The organism is Myxococcus guangdongensis (assembly GCF_024198255.1).
Lineage (GTDB): Bacteria > Myxococcota > Myxococcia > Myxococcales > Myxococcaceae > Myxococcus > Myxococcus guangdongensis.
The window spans coordinates 22,305-39,774 of sequence record NZ_JAJVKW010000001.1 but is presented as its reverse complement, the minus strand read 5'-3'; the positions used below and the strand labels follow the sequence as shown (position 1 = coordinate 39,774).

Genomic DNA, 17,470 nt, shown 5'->3' with positions numbered 1-17,470 from the left:
CCATGGCCCTGAAGGGAACGCTCAAGGACTTCGGCATCGGCGACATCCTCCAGCTCATCGGCCAGCAGCAGAAGACGGGCACGCTGCAACTGGAGAACAAGGACCAGGAGGTCCGCATCGGCTTCCGGGACGGCCACATCATCAAGGTCGAGAGCGTCACCCGGAAGCGCAAGGACCTCATCGGCGCCATGCTGGTGCGCGCCGAGCTCATCACCGAGACGCAGCTGGAGGCGGCGCTGGAGACCCAGCGGCGCACCCTGAAGCGGCTGGGCGACGTGCTCGTCTCCAGCCAGGCGCTCACCACCGAGCGCTTCCAGTCGATGATGCAGCTGCAGGCCACGGAGACGCTCTACCGCCTCTTCACGTGGAAGGCCGGCACCTACGAGTTCATCCAGGAGCCGGTGGAGCCCGACGCCGAGGCCATCCGCCCCCTGCGCGCCGAGACGGTGCTCATGGAGGGCTTCCGGATGGTGGACGAGTGGCCCGTCATCCGGAAGTCCATCCACCGCGACGACCTCTCCTTCGAGCGGCTCAAGGCGCTGCCCCCGCCCCGCGAGGGCGAGGAGGGCGGCGAGCTGGGCGTCATCGCCAGCACCGAGCGCCGCGTGTACGACGAAATCGCGCCCGGGCGTGATTTGCGCAAGCTGGTGGATGTCTGCTGCCTGGGCGAGTTCGAGACCTGCAAGGCGCTGCACAACCTGGTGAAGGGCGAGTACGTCCGGGTCATCCACCCCGAGGGCGCCCGGGCCCCGGCTCCAGGCGACGAGCGGCTGCTCTCACGGCTGGTGGGCGCGGTGGGGCGCGTGGTGGCCACCATGCTGGTGCTGGCGGTGCTGGCGGTGGTCGTCTTCCGGGTGGCGCTCGCTGATCCGGAGCGCACGCGCGGGGCCACGTCGTTCGCGGACGCGGCGGCCCAGCGTCATGTTTCCGATGCCCAACGCGTCCGCATCGAGGCCGCGCTCGAAGTGTTCCGTCTGGAACGGGGTGAGTTGCCGGAGCGATTGGATGCTCTGGTCCAGGCTGGATTGTTGAGCGCGGAGGAACTCAGATACCCCTGGCGGGAGGAGTACTACTACCGGCGGCTGGCCGCTCGGCGGTTCGTCCTCCTGCCACCCTTGCGCTAGCCTCTGCGTGAAGTCGTCTTTCGGAGCCGGGGGGGCGGCGTTACGTTGAAGACAACTGGTACCGACCGAGGAACGACCCGCATTGCGAAACCCCGCCACGTTGGACGCGCCCGCAGCCGCCGTCACCGCCTCCTCCGCCAAGGTGGACGTCCGTGACAACGAGACGGCCCTGGCGCTGTGCGGCAACCAGAACGAAAACCTCAAACTGATGGAGCGCCGCCTCGGGGTCCGTGTGGGACAACGGGGGACGGAGTTCCACCTGTCCGGCCCCTCCGACGCGGTGGCCTTCACGGTGCGCCTCCTGGAGAACCTGGAGGGGATGATCCGCGCCGGTCGCCCCATCTACCGCGAGGACGTCGAGCAGGGCATCAAGGTGCTCGGCCGCGGCGCCGAGTCCCTGCAGGAGGTCATGCTCGGCCCGGTCCTCAAGAGCTCCGGCAACCGGCAGATCGCGCCCAAGAGCATCGCGCAGAAGCGCTACGTGGACGCCATCCGCGCCCACGACATCGTCTTCGGCATCGGCCCCGCCGGTACGGGCAAGACGTACCTGGCCATGGCCATGGCGGTGGCCTTCCTCCAGGAGCGCAAGGTCAAGCGCATCATCCTCGCGCGCCCCGCGGTGGAGGCGGGTGAGAAGCTCGGCTTCCTGCCCGGAGACATGCAGGAGAAGGTGAACCCGTACCTGCGGCCGCTCTACGACGCGCTCCACGACATGATGGCCGCCGAGCGGGCGGCGCACCTGGTGGAGGAGGGCGTGGTGGAGGTGGCACCGCTGGCCTTCATGCGCGGCCGCACCCTCAACGACGCCTTCGTCATCCTCGACGAGGCCCAGAACACCACCGTGGAGCAGATGAAGATGTTCCTGACGCGCCTGGGCTACAACAGCAAGGCCGTCATCACCGGCGACGTGACGCAGGTGGACCTCCCCACCGGGAAGCTGTCCGGCCTGAACCACGCCCGCGCGGTGCTCAAGAACATCGACGGCATCCACTTCGCGGAGTTCTCGGACGTGGACGTCGTGCGCCACCCGCTGGTCCAGGAGGTCATCCGCGCGTACGACAGGGCGGAGCTGGCGCAGCGCGGGGCCCAGCCTGCTCGCGAAACCGCCCAGGCCCCGGCCTCCACCTCGGAGTCCGCTCCCCTGGTCGCCATTCCGCCGGAGTCCGCCGTCGGCTGAGCACCTGTCGAGGCTTACGTATGCCCACCCGCGCCTACCCTGGCGGGCGGGCATTCGTATTTCAGGCCCCGTGAATATTCCGGGGCGCTGCGGCCTTGATGGAGCCACGGCCCCTATCTAGGGTGAGGACCTCCATGGACGAACCGGAACCACAGCACCCCGCGCCCAGTCCGTTGGACGCGCTCGCAGCACGCTTTGGCCTCGGCCGGGGCGTGTGGGGGCGGCGTGCGGTCCAGGTGTTCCTCCTGCTCCTCGTGTCGGTGGGGGCGGGCTTCGTCATCTCTCCCGGGCTGTACAGCCAGCAGATCCCCGCCCTCTCCGAGGAGAACCTCGGCAAGCCCTTCCGCGCCAGCTCTCCGGCGGGCTTCAAGGCCGCGCGCGACTACGAGGTCGTCCACCGCGCCATGACGGCCCAGCGGCGCCTGGAGGCCCGCTCCGCCGTCAAGCCGGTGTACGACTTGAATCCGGCCGTGGTGGGACACCTGCGCACCGTGGTGCGCGCGTCCTTCGCGACCATGCGCCAGCGGCTCGCGGAGCTGGCGGAGGCCCAGTCGGAGCTGGAGCCGGAGGAGGGCGCCGCTCCGCGCAAGTCGCGCAAGGCCCCGGTGCTGACGCCCGAGCAGCAGGAGCGCGAGCGCCGCACCCGCGAGGAGATGCAGGCGGAGCTGCAGGAGCTGCTCTTCGGCCAGCGCGACGCGGGGCTGGAGGCGGAGGACTTCCAGGCGCTCTACGCGAAGGGGTTCTCGGACGAGGTGGAGACGGCCACCCTGTTGCTCCTGGAGCGGGCGTACCGCTCTGAGCAGGGCCCGGTGAACGTGGCGGGCTCCCGGGAGGAACTGGCTCGCGAGGCCCCGCAGGGCCTCACCGTGCGGGACGTGGTGAACAAGGGCGAGGAGACCCTGCCCAACGGCGCGCCCCAGGTGGCGGACATCCGCGAGGCGCACCAGGAGATGGAGCGCTTCGCGTCCATCCCCGGCAACCTCCTTCCGGACGCGCCCGGTGTGCAGCGCCGCGCGGTGCTGCGGCTGGCCAAGCGGCTGGTCCGCGCCAACCTCACCATCAACATCGCGGAGACGGACGCGCGCCGGCACCAGGCCGCGCAGGCGGTGAAGGACGCCGTCATCTCCATCAAGAAGGGCCAGCGCGTCATCGGTGACGGCGAGCTGGTGAACGAGGGGCACCTCGTGGTGCTGCGCGGCATGCGCGCGGAGACGGACCGGCTGGACCTGGTGCAGGTGCAGCTGGGCGGCACCGGGCTGGTGGCGCTGCTCATCGTGGCCTCGTACTTCTTCTGCATGACGGCGTTCCGCCGCTTCCGGCCCACCCGCAAGGACGGCGTCCTGTTGGGGGTGCTGCTGGTGGGCACGCTGGCGCTCTTGCAGCTCTGGGTGTCCATCGCGGACGCCATCCAGGACCGGTACACGGCGCTGCCGATTGAAGCGCTGTACTACGTGTTCCCGGTGGCGGCGGGCGCCATGCTGGTGCGCTTCATCCTCACGCAGGAGCTGGCGCTCTTCTTCGCCATGGTGTTCGCGTGCCTGGCGGGCGTGATGCTGGGCAACTCGCTGGCGTTCGGCATCTACACGCTGGTCGGCTCGCTGGTGGCGGCCGACCGCATCGTCCGGGCGAAGGACCGCGTGGGCATCTTCCGCGCGGGGCTCGTCACCGGCGCGGCCAACACGGTGGCGGTGCTGTTCCTGTTCCTCGTCGAGGGCAAGGGCCTGACGGCCGACACGGCCATCACCGCGCTGAGCGCGTTCATCGGCTCGTCGCTCGCGGTGCCGGTGATGGTGATGGCGCTCACGCCGCTCATCGAGATGACGTTCGGCTACGCGTCCGACATCAAGCTGCTGGAGCTGGCGAACCTCAACCACCCGGCGCTCAAGGAGCTCATCGTCCAGGCGCCCGGCACGTACCACCACTCCATCATCATCGGCACGCTGGTGGAGAACGCGGCGGAGACCATCGGCGCCAATCCGCTGCTGGCGCGCTCGTGCGCGTACTACCACGACATCGGCAAGGGTCGGAATCCGCTCTACTTCGGTGAGAACCAGAAGGGCGAGAACCGCCACGACTCGCTGGCCCCCGCGATGAGCGCCGTCATCATCAAGCGCCACGTGACAGAAGGGCTGGAGATGGCGCGCCAGTACCGGCTGCCCAAGCTGGTGGCGGACGCGATTCCGCAGCACCACGGCACCCGCACGGTGGGCTATTTCTACCACAAGGCCTTGAAGGAGCAGGAGGGCAAGGAAGGCGCGCCCCCCATCGACGAGAGCATCTACCGCTACCCGGGACCGAAGCCCCAGTTCCGCGAGGCGGCGCTGGTGATGATCGCCGACGCGGTGGAGGCCTCCACGCGCTCCATGTCGGAGCCCACCACGCCCAAGCTCCAGGGCCAGCTGCAGAAGATCATCAACCTCATCTTCTCCGAGGGGCAGCTCGACGAGTGCGACCTGACGCTGAAGGACCTGAACCTCATCTCCCAGTCCTTCCTGCACACGCTCGAGGGCATCTATCACACGCGTCCGGTGTATCCGGCGGGCGCGGTGGGAGGCGGCAAGGCGCCGCCGCTGGTGGTGGCGGGGGGCAAGGCCGTGGAGACCAAGGACAAGGCCCGCTCGGCGGGGGCTTCGTGACAGGGGTGCGAGGAGTGACGGCGTGAGACTGCGCAAGGGCAAGGTCATCCCCAGGGACGACGGCAAGCGCATCGAGGAGTTCGTGGGCGCGGCGACCACCGGCACGGACGCGGCCTCCGTGGCGCGCATGCTGGCGCCGCCGGGCTGGGCGGAGCCGGCGCAGCGGCCGGAGTTCGACGAGGTCGTCCTGGTCCTCAAGGGGGAGCTGACGCTCGTCATCGAGGGCCGCCGCGAGCGCATCGCCGCGGGCGAGGTGGGCCTGGTGCCGCGCGGCAAGCGCGTGGTGTACCGCAACGACGGCAAGGGCGCGTGTGACTACTGGTCCGTCTGCGCCCCTGCCTTCCGTCCCGAGCGCGCGCACATGGAGGCCCCCGCGCCGCCCAAGACGGAGAACATCGTCACGCTGCAGGTGGCGCACCCCCAGGGCAAGGAGTTCGGCCGGCTGCTCACGACGTGGGCGCGCGACTACCTGACGCGCCTGTCGCTGGCGCACTGCGAGCTGTCGCTGTCGCTCGTCGACGACCGGGCCATCCGCCGGCTCAACCGCACCTGGCGCGACAAGGACAAGGCCACCGACGTGCTGAGCTTCCCCGCGGGCGACCTGCCCAAGGGGACTCCGGGGCCCCGGCCCCTGGGCGACGTGGTCATCTCCCTGGACACGGCGAAGCGGCAGGCCAAGGAGTACGACCGCCCGCTGGAGTCGGAGATGGCGCGCTACCTGGCGCACGGGCTGCTCCACCTGTTGGGGCACGACCACGAGCGCCCGCGCGACGCCAAGCGGATGGCGGCGCTCGAGGAGGAGCTGTTGGGCGAGCGCGGCATGGTGGCGGACTCGCTCCAGGTGGACGCGAAGGCCCGCCGGGCGCGCAGCCTGATGTAGGCCTCGCACGGCTCCCTGTCGGACAATCCGGCATCCTGTCGATTGAGTCGGCCATCGCGCATGATAGGTAGGCCGCCTCCCGCGTGTTGGACACAGCCATGCTCCGCCTGTCGCTCATCGCCTTCGGTCTGCTCGGCCTGTTGCTCGCGTCTCCCGCGCATGCGCAGTCGGGGCTCACGCCCCCCTGGGGGACGGGCGAGAGCCAGGGCGAGGACCTGGCCATCTCGCTGGCCACGTTCAGCCCAGGGGATGACGTGCCCTCCTGGTGGGGCCACGGCTCGCTGGTGGTCGAGGACCGCAAGCTCGGCGTCTCCCGGCTCTACAACTACGGGATGTTCTCCTTCGACGACGCCATGCTGGCCCGCTTCGCCATGGGCCGCCTGGAGTTCTGGGTGGGGCAGGCCCGCGTGGAGGCCACCTACCGCTACTACCGCGCCGAGGACCGCGACGTCCGCATCCAGGAGCTGAACCTCACCCCGGAGCAGCGGGAGAAGGTCGCCAAGCGCCTGGCCGACAACGTCCTGCCGGAGAACCGCGAGTATCTGTATCACCACTACAACGACAACTGCGTCACGCGTCTGCGGGACATGATCGACGTGGCCACGGGGGGCCAGCTGCGCGAGGCGGACCGGGCGCCGGGGCGGATGACGCTGCGCGAGCACACGCGGCGCTACACCGCGGTGAACCCGCCGATGAGCGTGCTGCTCGACTTCATGATGAACGATGAAATCGACCACCCGATCACGCGCTGGGAGGAGGCCTTCCTTCCGGACGAGCTCGAGCTGCAGGTCGCCTCGCTCCAGCTGAAGGGCGCGGATGGCCAACTGCGTCCGCTGGTGGCCCGGCAGTGGAACTATTACGAGGCGTCCAACCGCCCGCGTCCCCCCGTCGAGCCGCCGCCCTGGGGGCCCTGGATTCTGGCGCTCGGGCTGGGGCTCGGAGGCGCGGCGCTGGGATTGGCCGCCTGGGAGCGCAAGAAGGGCGGGCGGCTGCCCCGGGTGCTGCTCGGGCTGGAGAACGCGCTGCTCGGGCTGGTGCTGGGCATCCCCGGCACGGCGCTCTTCGTCATGTGGCTGGTGACGGACCACACCGTGACGTACCGCAACGAGAACCTCTTCCTGGCCAACCCGCTGACGCTGCTCGCCATCCCCTTCGGCGTGTCTCTCCTGCGAGGGAAGAACCCGAAGGCGCGCACGCGGCTGTTCAAGCTCTGGGCGGTGCTGGCGGCGAGCGGCGTCTTGGGCGTGGTGCTCAAGGTGCTTCCACCGTTCGACCAGGACAACTGGCGGCTCATCGCGCTCATCCTGCCCATCTCCCTGGGGATGGCGGGGGCCTTCGGGCTGGAGCGGCTCCTGGCGCGGCTGCCGGGCGGGGCGCGGACGTCAGCGGGGCGGGACGGGCCCGTCGCTCGGCTCGGGGCGCCCTGAGGCCTTCACCTTCAACCCTTTCACCGCGGCGGCCGACGAGCGTCGCCGCGCGCGTCCGAAGACGAGGAACGACACACCATGGCGAACGATTCGATGGAGAAGATCAACGGCCTCAGGGAGCGGGTGTTGGCGCTCCGGGGGCATCTTTGACCTCGACCGCAAGCGCTCCCGCATCGCGCTGATTGAGCGGGACAGCACGCTGCCCAACTTCTGGGACGACAACACCAAGGCGCAGGCGATGTTGAAGGAGAAGTCCACGCTGGAGCTGAGCGTGGGCGCCTACGACAAGGTGATGCGCGGGCTGGATGACGCGCAGACGCTCCTGGAGCTGGCCGCGGAGGCTGGTGACGAGGACACGGCCCGCGAGGCGGAAGGTTCACTCGAGGGGCTGGACGGCGAGGTCGCCAAGCTGGAGCTGGCGCGCATGCTCTCCGGCGAGCAGGACCGCAGCAGCTGCTTCATGGACATCAACGCCGGCGCCGGTGGCACGGACTCGATGGACTGGGCGGCCATGCTGCTGCGCATGTACACGCGCTACTGCGAGACCAAGGGCTGGAAGGTCGAAATTAACGACGAGGTGCCGGGCGAGGAGGCGGGCTTCAAGAACGTCTCGCTGCGCATCGAGGGCGACTTCGCCTACGGCTACCTCAAGGCCGAGGTGGGCGTGCACCGGCTGGTGCGCATCTCCCCCTTCGACGCCAACGCGCGCCGCCAGACGGCCTTCGCGTCCGTGGATGTCTATCCGGAGGTCGATGACGCCATCCAGATCGACCTGCCGGAGAAGGACATCGACCTGAAGTTCATCCGAGGCAGCGGCGCCGGTGGACAGAAGGTCAACAAGACCTCCTCGACCGCGCAGCTGCGCCACATCCCCACGGGCATCATCGTCACCACGCAGACGGAGCGCTCCCAGTCGGCCAACAAGGAAATGGCCTTCAAGATCCTGCGCGGCCGCCTGTACGAGCTGGAGATGAAGAAGCGCGAGGCCGCGCGCGACGCCGCCGAGGCCGCCAAGAAGGACATCTCCTTCGGCTCGCAGATCCGCTCCTACGTGCTCGCCCCCTACCGCATGGTGAAGGACCTGCGCACCGGCGTGGAGACGGGCAACGTGGACTCGGTGCTGGACGGTGACTTGGAGGAGTTCATCACCGCGCAGTTGTTGGGCGTGAAGAACCCCAACCGCAACGCGGCGTTGGATTAGTCACAGGTCCGGTGGAACCTTTTGCCGGCCCCGCTGTCGGAAGGCGGCGGGGCAGGGCAAAGGGGTAGGCTTCTGGGGCAGTGGCTCCTCCTGGAACGGAGGGGCCGTCGCGGGAGGACACCGGTGTCACCGGGCGGCGTGCTCGAAATCGGACAGGACGGGCCGGCCGCCGAGGCGGCTGACTCCCGGCGTGAGGACGCGGCCCTGCTGGCGCGCCTTCGTCAGGGGGACTCGGAGGCCTTCGAGCAGCTGGTGCGCACCCACCAGGACCGCGTCTACGACTTCTGCGTCCGCATGCTGGGGGACCGCGAGGAGGCGCATGACCTGGTGCAGGAGATCTTCGTCAGCGTGCACCAGAACGTCCGCCGCTTCCGCGAGGACGCGCGGCTGTCCACCTGGCTGTTCCGAATCACGAAGAACCACTGCATCAACCGGCTGAAGTACTTGAAGCGCCGGGGCCGGGGCCGCTCGGAGGAGTACGACGAGACGAGCGAAGCGTGGGTGGATGGCCCGGGCGCCCCACCCACGCCGGACGCCGCCCTGGAGTCCGCGCGCGAGCGGGCCCGGGTGCAGTGGGCCATCTCCCAGCTGGACCCCGACGCGCGCGTGCTGGTGGCGCTGCGCGACATCGAAGGGTTGAGCTACGACGAAATCGTGGACATCACGGAGCTGCCCGAGGGCACCGTGAAGAGCCGGCTGCACCGCGCGCGCGAGAAGCTGGCCAATCTCCTGGGGCGGCTTGAGCCATGAGCCAATTCCATCGCAGACTCCCGGACGTGGACCCGCGGATGAACCACCGCGAGGCGAGGGCCCTGTTCCTCGCGCTCGCCGACGACGAGCTGCCCGCCCCCCAGGCGCAGGCGGTGCGCACGCACCTGGACGGCTGCGACGAGTGCCGCCACGGGTGGGAGGGCTATGCGCGCACCGTCCAGCGCGTGCGGGGTGTGCAGAAGGAGAAGGCCCCCCCGGCCCTGGCGTCGCTGGTGATGACGCGCGTGCGCCGCCAGCGCCGCTTCGGCCTCAAGGGCCTGCACATGGCGCATATGAACCACCGCTTCCCGGTGGAGATCCTCATCCCCCTGCTGCTGGCCGCCGCCGTGGCCGCCTTCCTGGTGATGGCGGCCCCCTGAAGCTTCCCGATGTGTTGCGTTGCGTCCCGGGGGAGCCTTGGCTACGGTGCCGCGCCTCTTGGAAGGGCGCGCGATGGCTGAAGACCAGAACAACGACCTGGGTTCGAAGGAGCAGGAAATCTACGAGCAGCGGCTGGAGAAGGCCGCGAAGTGGCGCGAGGCCGGCTTCAACCCGTACGGCAACGGCCACGCTCCCCAGCACCTCGCCGCCGACATCCTCGCCAAACACGCGGACTCCACCCCGGAGTCGCTCGAGCAGACCCCCGTCACCTACGACGTCGCGGGTCGGCTGGTCGCCATGCGCTCGTTCGGCAAGGCCGCCTTCATCAAGCTGCGGGACCGCTCGGGCGAAATCCAGGTCCACATGAAGAAGGACGCGTTGGCGGACGCGTACGAGGTCTTCAAGCTGTGTGACTTGGGCGACTTCCTGGCCGTCACCGGCACGCTGTTCCGCTCGAAGACGGGCGAGCTGACGCTGGCCGCGACGAAGTTCTCCCCGCTGACCAAGTCGCTGCGCCCCCTGCCGGAGAAGTGGCACGGCCTGACGGACGTGGAGATCCGCTACCGCCAGCGCTACCTGGACCTGGTGTCCAACCCGGACGTGAAGCAGACGTTCCTGCGGCGCAACAAGCTCATCCGCTTCATCCGCTCCTTCCTCGACGGCCGTGACTTCGTCGAGGTGGAGACGCCCATGATGCACCCGCTGGTGTCGGGCGCCGCCGCGCGGCCGTTCTCCACGCACCACAACGCGCTCGACATCGACTTGTACATGCGCATCGCTCCGGAGCTGTACCTGAAGCGATTGGTGGTGGGCGGCCTGGAGCGCGTCTACGAGGTGAACCGGAACTTCCGCAACGAGGGCATCAGCACCCGGCACAACCCCGAGTTCACCATGCTGGAGTTCTATCAGGCGTACGCCACGTACGAGGACCTGATGGACCTGAGCGAGGAGATGATTTCGGAGGCGGCCAAGGCCGTCACCGGCGACTCCAAGGTGAAGTACGGCGAGCACGTGCTGGACTTCGGCAAGGGCTGGAAGCGCATCTCCATGACGGAGGCCATCCGCGAGGCGCTGGGCAGCGCGCTGTCCGACAAGGACATGGCGGACGCGGACAAGCTGCGCCACGAGCTGCTCAAGACGACGCGCGGCGAGGCCGAGCGGCGCGCCGTGGACACGATGAACCACGGGGAGCTGGTGGGCGCCCTCTTCGAGGCCCACGTCGAGCACACCCTGATTCATCCCACCTTCATCACCCATTTCCCCACCGCCGTCTCGCCCCTGGCCCGGCGCAACGACCAGAATCCGGAAATCGCGGACCGGTTCGAGCTGTATGTGGCGGGTCGGGAAATCGCCAACGCGTTCTCCGAGCTCAACGACCCGTTGGACCAGAAGGGCCGCTTCCAGGCCCAGCTCGACGCCAAGCAGCGCGGGCAGCAGGAGACGATGGACTACGACGAGGACTACATCCGCGCCCTCGAGCACGGCATGCCCCCCACCGCGGGTGAGGGCATCGGGATTGATCGCCTCGCGATGCTGTTCACGGATTCGCAGAGCATCCGCGACGTCATCCTGTTTCCCCTCCTCAAGCCACTGGCGAAGTAGCCAGGAGGCCAAGTGCACTCGGCAGAACGGCAGACCGTCCATCGCTGGAGTCTCATCTGGGCCGGAGGACTCGTGGCCCTGGTGGGCCTCATCCTCGTCGGCCTCTCCATCTCCGCCTCCGAAGCGTGGGCGGAGGTGGCCTCGGCCCTGGGCCTGTCGCTCTTCGGCTGGGGTGGGGTGGCCCAGCTCCTCGACGGCGTGATGCTGCTGCCGGCGCAGGCCGCCGCGAAGCAGTCGCTCCCCCTGGGCAGCCCCGGCTTGCTCTGGGCGGGTGCGCTCGCCTGGCTGGCGGGCTGGGGGCTCATCGCCTCCGGCATCCGCCGCGCCCCTGAGTCCACCGAAGGCCCGAGCCCCGCGGCCGGCGCCCCGCTGTATCCGCGCCTGGCCCGCTACCGGGACTTCTACTGGAGCACCCTGGCGGCGTACGGCGGCGGTGTGCTGCTGGCGGAGCTGGTGCTCATCCTGCTCCAGACGGTGCTCTCCAGCGGCGTGCCCTCCACGGACCTGTCCTCCGCGCGTGACGCGGGGGGCGGCGGGCTGACGCTCGCGCCCACGGGGGCGTTCGCCATCGCCCTGGTCGTCGCGGGCATGGTGGCCTTCATCTCCGGCTTCGTGGGCGCCTCGCGCGCGCAGCGGCTCGCGCTGCCCGAGGCCACCATCGGCGTCTTCTACCTGGGGCTGCCCGTCCCCATCCTGCTCACGCTGATGGAGCGCATTCCGTCGCTCCAGCTCGCGCTCGGCTACCGGCTGCGCGAGGTGACGTATGTCGCGGGCCTGCTGGGCCGCCCGGAGCTGGCGTACTGGCTGACCTTCACGGGGCTGGTGCTGGCGCTGGTGCTCGGCATCAACACGGGCTTCATCGCCGCCGGCAGCGGGCGCGTGGACCTGAAGCTGGGCTTCGAGCTGTTCGTCGCGCGCCGCCACGTGGCGGTGTTCCGCCCGTCGCTCCTGTTGGGGACGCTGGCGGTGCTGATGTTCGGCATCATCCCGCCCCTGCTCGTCTACTTCATCATCCGCGCCGCCGAGGCCGCGGTGGAGAAGACGCGCATCCGCTCGCTGGGGCTCTCCGACCCGCTGGCCGCTTCCGAGGCGCTGCACAAGCTGAAGCTGCGCGAGCAGTCGCCCACCATGATGATGACCGCGCTGTCGGTGGGCGGCGTGGGCGTGGGCGTGATGGCGCTCATCATCGTCCTGTCGGTGATGAGCGGCTTCGAGGCGGACCTGCAGCAGAAGATCCTCGGCACCAACGCGCACGCGGTGGTGTCGCGCTACGCGGGGGACTTGCCCGAGTACCCGAAGGTCATGGAGACCATCCGCAAGGTCCCGGGCATCGCGGGTCAGACGCCGTTCATCATCAACCAGGTGATGATCGCGTCCGAGGGCAACGTCGACGGCGTCATCATCAAGGGCATCGACCCGAAGACGGTGGGCGACGTGACGGACCTGCCCCGGAACATCCTGGGCGGTGGCTCGCTCGACATCCTCTACACGCCGGAGAAGATCCTCTCGCGTGGCGGGGACGAAGAGGAGTCCGGGTCGCCGGCGGGGGAGGGTGACGAGGAGCCCGCGGAGGACGACATCATCCGCCGCACGGGCCCCGCGAAGAAGGCGCCCGTGCTGCCCGGCATCGTGATTGGCCGGGAGCTGGCCGCGTCTCTGCGCGTGGTGGTGGGGGACCGCGTCAACGTCGTGTCCCCGCTGGGCACCGAGCTGTCGCCGTCCGGCCCCGTCCCCAAGAACCGCGCCTACCGCGTGGCGGCCATCTTCTACTCGGGGATGTACGAGTACGACTCCAAGTTCGTCTACATCCTGCTCAAGGAAGCGCAGGACTTCTTCGGGGTCCAGGGCGCGTCCGGCATCGAATTGAAGGTGCTCGACATCGACGACGCGCGCCGCATCGCCGGGCAGGTGGTGAAGGCGCTGGGTGGCTATCCCTACCGGGCCCGCGACTGGGGCGAGATGAACAAGAACCTCTTCTCCGCGCTGCGCCTGGAGAAGCTGGTGATGGGCATCATCCTCTCCATCATCATCATCGTCGCCGCGGGCCTCATCGTCGCCACCGTCATCATGCTCGTGCTGGAGAAGCGCAAGGAGATCTCCGTGCTCAAGGCACTGGGCGTCCCCGATGGCGGCATCGTGAAGATATTCCTCGCCGAGGGGCTCCAGATTGGCGTCGCCGGCGGCCTGTTGGGCCTGTTCTCCGGCCTGTCCTGGTGCCTCTTCATCGAGAAGGTCGGCATCAAGCTGGACCCCGAGGTCTATTACATCCCCGCGCTGCCGGTGCGCGTGGAACCCCTGCAGACCGCGCTGGCCGTCGTCATCGCGGTGCTCGTCACGTACCTGGCCTCCATCTACCCGGCCCTCAAGGCCAGCAGCGTGGAGCCGGTGGAAGGGCTGAAGGCGGAGTAGCCATGACGCTGTTGTCCATCCGCAACGTCTTCAAGAGCTACTTCCTGCACGGCAAGCGCATCGACGTGCTGCGCGAGGTGTCGCTCGACATCGGCAAGGGAGAGCTCGTCTCGCTGGTGGGCGCCTCCGGCGCGGGCAAGAGCACCTTCCTGCACGTGCTGGGCACCCTGGACGCGCCGGCCGCCGGAGAGGTCTTCTTCGAGGGCCGCTCCGTGTTCGCCATGAACGACGCGGAGATCGCCGAGTTCCGCAACCAGACGATGGGCTTCGTCTTCCAGAGCCACTACCTGCTGCCGGAGTTCACCGCCCTGGAGAACGTGGCCATGCCCGCGCTCATCCAGCGCAAGGACCGCTCCGGGGCCTATACCTACGCCCGGGAGCTCCTGGAGCGGGTGGGACTGGGACAGCGGGTGGACCACAGGCCGGGGGAACTGTCCGGTGGTGAAGCCCAGCGGGTGGCCCTGGCCCGCGCCCTGGTGCTCAAGCCCGCCGTCCTGCTCGCCGACGAGCCGACCGGCAACCTGGACCCGGCCACCGGCGAGGGCATCCATCAGCTCCTGAGGGACGTCAACCGGGACCTGGGCATCACCGCCGTGGTCGTCACCCACAATGAAACCCTGGCCCGTTCCATGCCCCGCCGCCTGCGGTTGGCAGGGGGGCAGGTGTCGGAGGCTTGATGGCTCCGCGCTTTTGGATTGAGGGTCTTCGGCCCCTTCTCGTAGATTGCCCCGCCTTTTCCTGGCCGGTCTCCCCTTGAGGCACCCCGTTCTGTCGCGCAAGTCACTGCTCCCGCTGCTAGCGGTCGTCCTGTGGTCGCTCGTGCCCGGCTCCGTCCAGGCGCAGGTGAACGGGGGTGCGCCTTCCGAGGCCCCGGTTCCGAGCTCTCCCTCGCCCGCAACTCCGACTCCCGCGCGTCCCCCGGACGCTCCCGTCGACGAAGACGCTCCTCCCGAGGACGGTGACCCCGACCAGGTGGTGGAGATTCGCGTCGAGGGCAACAAGCGCGTGGAGGCCGAGGCCATCCGCCGCGCCCTGCGTACGCGGGTGGGCCAGACGCTGGACGCGTCCAAGTCCGCCGAGGACCTGCGCGCCGTCTGGGCCCTGGGCTACTTCACCAACGTGGAGCTGCTCGTGCAGCGGCTGCCCCGGGGCGTGGCCTACGTGGTCCGCGTGGAGGAGCGTCCCATCGTCCGAGCGGTGACGCTCAAGGGCAATGAAGAGCTCAGCCGCGACGACCTCAAGGACGAGATCGACGCCAAGCCCAACACCATCCTGGACATGGAAGCCGTGCGCAGCACGGTGAAGAAGATCCAGGCCAAGTACGTGGAGAAGGGCTACTTCCTCGCCGAGGTGACCCACCAGATCAAGCCCTCCGAGACGGGGGGCAGCGTGGACGTCATCATCATCATCAACGAGCACGCCAAGGTGATGGTGAAGCAGATCACCTTCATCGGCGCGGAGAAGGTCTCCGCCCAGGAGCTCAAGGAGACGATGATCACCCGCGAGGGTGGCTACTTCTCCTTCTTTACCGGCGAGGGCACCTACCGCGAGGAGGCCTTCCAGCGCGACCTGGCCGTCATCCAGATCGCCTACTTCGACCGGGGCTTCATCAACGTCAAGATCGACAAGCCCACCGTCCAGCTCTCCGCCGACAAGCGCTACATCTACATCACCCTGCGCATCGAGGAGGGTGAGGCCTACGACATCGGGAAGATCGACTTCTCCGGCGACCTGCTCGACGACGTGTCGAAGGAGCGCATGGCGCAGCTGATGAAGTCGACGCCGGGCCAGCGCTTCAACCGCTCGCAGCTGTCGCAGGACATCGTCGGCCTGTCGGACGTGTATTACGACCGGGGCTACGCCTACGCGAACATCAACCCCGTCACCAGCGTCAACGCCAACAAGCGCTCGGTGGACCTGACCTTCGACGTGCAGAAGGGCCCCCAGGTCACCATCGAGCGCATCAACGTCGTCGGCAACAGCAAGACGCGTGACAAGGTCATCCGCCGCGAGCTGCGCGTCTACGAGGGCGAGCTCTACAGCGGCACCGGCGTGCGCCGCAGCAAGGAGCGCGTCACCGCGCTGGGCTTCTTCGAGACGGTGGAGATCACCCAGAGCGCCGGCAGCACCGACGACACCATCGTCCTGCAGGTGGAGGTGAAGGAGAAGGCCACCGGCACCTTCCAGGTGGGCCTGGGCTTCTCCAACGTGGAGAACTTCATCTTCACGGCGCAGATCTCCCAGAACAACTTCCTGGGCTGGGGCCAGAGCGTCTCCGCGTCCGCGCAGATTTCAGGCCTGCGCTCGCTGGTGCAGCTGTCGTTCTACGACCCGTACTTCCTGGACACGAACTACCTCTTGTCCGCGGAGTTCTTCCGCGTCCAGGCCGACTACGACGGCTTCATCCGCAACTCCACCGGCGGCACCGTCTCCATCGGCTACCAGTTCATCGACGACCTGCTGGGCACCATCGGCTACACCCGGGAATGGGTGAACGTGGAGGCGGGCTCCAACCTGGGCGCGGTGCTGCTGGCCAACCAGTTCCTGTCCGGCACCACCAGCGCGGCGCGCCTGTCGCTCTCGTTCGACCGCCGCGACAACCGCCTGTTCCCCTCGCGCGGCTTCATCCACTTCGGCTCGGTGGAGCTGGCCCCGGACTTCCTGGGCGGCACGTTCCTCTTCAACCGGTACACGGCGTACTCGCGCCTGTACTTCCCGATGCCGCTGGGCTTCGTCTTCAAGACGAACGCCACCATCGGCTACATCCAGCAGCTCGACTCGAACAAGCCGCTGCCCATCTCCGAGCTGTACTACGTGGGTGGTATCAACAGCGTCCGCGGCTACTACCTGCGCAGCATCAGCCCCTCGGTGAAGGTGCCCCGTTCCGGCAGTCCGGACGCCACCGTCACGGACTTCCTCGTCGGCGGCAACAAGCAGCTCGTCTTCAACTTCGAGCTGGAGTTCCCCATCTTCGAGAAGGCCGGCCTCCGGGGTGTGCTCTTCTACGACGCCGGCAACGCCTTCGCGTCGAGCGAGCGCTTCTTCCAGGACCGACAGAACGACCTGCCGCTCGGCCTCTTCCACTCGGCGGGCTTCGGCTTCCGGTGGTTCAGCCCCATCGGCCCGCTGCGCTTCGAGTGGGGCATCCCGCTCACCAGGCGGCCGGAAGATGACCGGATTCTGTTCGAGTTCACTATCGGCAACTTCTTCTGATAAGCCGTCGCCTGTCGTCCCGGCCCCGCCCTGGCGGGAAGGGTTGAACAAGCCCGGGCGTCTGACGTCGGACCCTGTACCCTTCCCTGAGGAGCTGTTGAACATGTCGCTTCGCACCACTGTCGCGGCCTTGGCCGCCGTCCTGTCGCTTGCCCTGCCGGTGGCCGCCTCGGCCGCCGAACTGAAGGTCGCCTACGTGGACCTCCAGCGCGTCCTGCTCGAGGTGGATGACGGCAAGGCCGCCAAGGCCCGCCTCCAGAAGTGGTTGGATGACAAGCAGAAGGAGATCGACAAGGAGCAGACCGCCCTGCGCGCCGAGAAGGAGACGCTCGACAAGCAGGCGAGCGCCATGACGGCCGAGGTCCGCGCCCAGAAGGAAGGCGACCTCCAGAAGAAGGTGATGGTGCTCGCCCAGAAGTGGGAGAAGAGCCGGGGCGAGGCGGCCAACAAGGAGCGCCAGGAGATGGAGCCCATCATCAACAAGATCGACCAGGTGGTGGCCTCCATCGCGCAGCGCGATGACCTGGGCATGGTCCTGGACAAGCGTGACTCGGGCATCGTCTTCGCGAAGGCCCAGTACGACATCTCCAACGAGGTCATCCGGGCCTACAACGGCTCCGGCAAGAAGACGACGGCGGCCAAGGACGCCCCGACGAAGTAGCTCCGCGCT

13 protein-coding genes are annotated in these 17,470 nt (G+C 68.5%); all 13 read left to right on the top strand.

Features of this window, described 5'->3' with window-relative positions; translation table 11 throughout:
* The first annotated feature begins 2 nt into the window (after nt 1-2).
* The 13 genes from LXT21_RS00175 (at nt 3) to LXT21_RS00115 (ending at nt 17,461) form a co-directional block, all read left to right on the top strand.
* Nucleotides 3-1,124, top strand: coding sequence for a DUF4388 domain-containing protein (locus LXT21_RS00175; RefSeq protein WP_254036060.1), 1,122 nt, complete (start codon nt 3-5; stop codon nt 1,122-1,124).
* A gap of 82 nt (nt 1,125-1,206) precedes the next feature.
* A complete protein-coding gene (locus tag LXT21_RS00170; RefSeq protein WP_254036059.1) occupies nt 1,207-2,301 on the top strand; it encodes a PhoH family protein in 1,095 nt (364 codons plus the stop codon).
* Between the two features lie 134 nt (nt 2,302-2,435).
* Nucleotides 2,436-4,937 carry an HD family phosphohydrolase gene (locus LXT21_RS00165; protein WP_254036058.1) on the top strand — a complete coding sequence of 834 codons (2,502 nt, stop codon included), beginning with the start codon at nt 2,436-2,438 and terminating at the stop codon, nt 4,935-4,937.
* 22 nt (nt 4,938-4,959) lie between these two features.
* The gene (gene ybeY / locus LXT21_RS00160) at nt 4,960-5,817 is read left to right on the top strand and encodes an rRNA maturation RNase YbeY (protein WP_254036057.1); all 858 of its coding nucleotides are present in this window, start codon (nt 4,960-4,962) and stop codon (nt 5,815-5,817) included.
* A gap of 98 nt (nt 5,818-5,915) precedes the next feature.
* On the top strand, nt 5,916-7,244 hold the full coding sequence (locus LXT21_RS00155) for an Lnb N-terminal periplasmic domain-containing protein (protein WP_254036056.1): 1,329 nt from the start codon (nt 5,916-5,918) through the stop codon (nt 7,242-7,244).
* Between the two features lie 78 nt (nt 7,245-7,322).
* A protein-coding gene (prfB, locus tag LXT21_RS00150) for a peptide chain release factor 2 (RefSeq protein ID WP_254036055.1) occupies nt 7,323-8,445 on the top strand; the annotation gives its coding sequence in 2 pieces (ribosomal slippage) (nt 7,323-7,391 and nt 7,393-8,445; 1,122 coding nt in all).
* Nucleotides 8,446-8,568: 123 nt separating this feature from the next.
* Nucleotides 8,569-9,195, top strand: a complete 627-nt coding sequence (locus LXT21_RS00145) for an RNA polymerase sigma factor (RefSeq protein ID WP_254036054.1) — start codon at nt 8,569-8,571, stop codon at nt 9,193-9,195.
* Entirely contained in the window at nt 9,192-9,575 is a 384-nt protein-coding gene (locus LXT21_RS00140) for an anti-sigma factor family protein (RefSeq protein WP_254036053.1), read from the top strand. The genes LXT21_RS00145 and LXT21_RS00140 overlap by 4 nt, the downstream gene beginning before the upstream one ends.
* 73 nt (nt 9,576-9,648) lie before the next feature.
* On the top strand, nt 9,649-11,178 hold the full coding sequence (gene lysS / locus LXT21_RS00135; RefSeq protein ID WP_254036052.1) for a lysine--tRNA ligase: 1,530 nt from the start codon (nt 9,649-9,651) through the stop codon (nt 11,176-11,178).
* Nucleotides 11,179-11,190: 12 nt separating this feature from the next.
* Nucleotides 11,191-13,587 (top strand): FtsX-like permease family protein, encoded by a 2,397-nt coding sequence (locus LXT21_RS00130; protein ID WP_254036051.1) that lies wholly within the window; start codon nt 11,191-11,193, stop codon nt 13,585-13,587.
* Between the two features lie 2 nt (nt 13,588-13,589).
* Entirely contained in the window at nt 13,590-14,264 is a 675-nt protein-coding gene (locus LXT21_RS00125) for an ABC transporter ATP-binding protein (RefSeq protein WP_254036050.1), read from the top strand.
* A gap of 295 nt (nt 14,265-14,559) precedes the next feature.
* The gene (bamA, locus tag LXT21_RS00120) at nt 14,560-16,800 is read left to right on the top strand and encodes an outer membrane protein assembly factor BamA (RefSeq protein ID WP_254036049.1); all 2,241 of its coding nucleotides are present in this window, start codon (nt 14,560-14,562) and stop codon (nt 16,798-16,800) included.
* Nucleotides 16,801-16,903: 103 nt separating this feature from the next.
* Entirely contained in the window at nt 16,904-17,461 is a 558-nt protein-coding gene (locus LXT21_RS00115; RefSeq protein WP_254036048.1) for an OmpH family outer membrane protein, read from the top strand.
* Nucleotides 17,462-17,470 lie beyond the last annotated feature (9 nt).